Consider the following 1,653-nt stretch of genomic DNA (forward strand, 5'->3'; position numbering starts at 1 on the left):
TAGTAATTAAAATTAAGCCCCAAGCAAGCGCACATGATAAACACAAGTTACCCACAAAACCCTGTTGATAACTCTGTTTTTGAACTTTAAAACTAAACACTTTTATCCTGATGTGATAAGTTGCGGTCACTTTTTTTAACTCATGTATTTAGGCAGTATCCATGACAGACATAATAAACAGTATAAGTGCCCTTCTATGGGGCCAAGTTCTCGTCTACTTATTAATAGCAGCAGGCCTCTTTTTTACTTTTCGACTAGGCTTTATTCAGTTTGTGCAATTTCCACATATGTTCAAAGTTATGTTTGGCTCTCGTAAATGTGCCGATAATGAAATTTCATCCTTTCAGGCTTTTTGTACTTCGTTAGCTGCACGTGTTGGTACAGGTAATATGGCTGGTGTTGCTGTTGCCTTATACCTAGGTGGGCCAGGTGCTATTTTTTGGATGTGGCTTATTGCATTAATAGGTATGGCTACAAGCTTTGCTGAAAGTACTTTGGCTCAGGCTTATAAAACAAAAGATGCTGATGGCAATTTTAGAGGTGGCCCTGCTTATTATATGCAAAACGGTTTAGGTAAACGCTGGATGGGGACTTTATTCTCGTTATGCTTAATTTTAGCCTTTGGTTTGGTATTTAACGCCGTACAGTCAAACTCTATTGCTGCAGCATTTGAAGTAGCGTTTGATGTACCTAAGTATATAGTAGGCATTTGCTTGGTTATTGGCTCTGGTATTATTATTTTTGGTGGTTTGAAAACGATTTCTCGTTTTGCTGAAATGGTTGTCCCATTTATGGCATTAGCTTACTTGTTAGTGGCTCTTTATGTATGCGCTATTAACTTTACTGCATTACCTGATGTAATTGTACTTATAATAAAAAGTGCTTTTGGTATTGAACAAGCTGGTGCAGGTGCAATTGGTTATGGTGTTACACAAGCTATGATCCAAGGTATAAAGCGTGGCTTATTCTCAAACGAAGCTGGTATGGGTAGTGCAGCTAATGCTGCAGCCACTGCGACACCTTACCCTCCTCATCCAGCATCACAAGGTTATGTGCAAATGCTAGGTGTATTTATTGATACTATTGTTATTTGTACAGCGACTGCTTCTCTTATTTTACTATCGCAGCAATTAGTACCTGAATCTGGTGTTATGGGGATTGAACTTACACAAGCAGCATTACAAGAACATGTCGGCGACTGGGGTACTTACTTTATTGCCATTGCTATATTGTTTTTTGCTTTTACTTCTATTGTGGCTAATTACTCTTACGCTGAAACAAATTTAATGTTTTTAGAGCACAACTCTAATAAAGGTATGTTTATCTTTAGACTTGTTGTTTTAGGTATGGTGATGTTTGGTGCTGTTGGTGAGCTTGGTTTAATTTGGACGCTGGCAGATATATCAATGGGTTTAATGGCCATTGTAAACGTTATAGCGCTATTTATGCTTTCAGGTGTTGTTGTATGGCTCTCTAAAGATTACAACGAACAACGCAAAAAGGGCTTAATACCTACCTTTGACAAAAGTAAGCATCCTAAACTTGCTAAAGAGGTCGATCCCGAGGCCTGGAAATAAACAATAAACAGCGAGCTACGGCTCTAATGCCGATCATTTAAGAATTAGTTAATAGCACTTGAACGATCTTCTAGGT

Annotated in this window: 1 protein-coding gene; it reads left to right on the forward strand. The window is 38.3% G+C overall.

Annotation, left to right across the window (positions count from 1 at the left end; genetic code table 11):
* The first annotated feature begins 161 nt into the window (after window positions 1–161).
* On the forward strand, window positions 162–1,577 hold the full coding sequence (locus tag GQR38_RS19870) for a sodium:alanine symporter family protein (protein WP_010555303.1): 1,416 nt from the start codon (window positions 162–164) through the stop codon (window positions 1,575–1,577).
* Window positions 1,578–1,653: the final 76 nt, after the last annotated feature.

The organism is Pseudoalteromonas sp. c7(2019) (genome assembly GCF_011378625.1).
Lineage (GTDB): Bacteria > Pseudomonadota > Gammaproteobacteria > Enterobacterales > Alteromonadaceae > Pseudoalteromonas > Pseudoalteromonas arctica.

Coding starts and splice junctions, on each gene's coding strand:
- GQR38_RS19870 (WP_010555303.1), top strand. CDS start 162: ATGACAGACATAATAAACAGTATAAGTGCCCTTCTATGGGGCCAAGTT.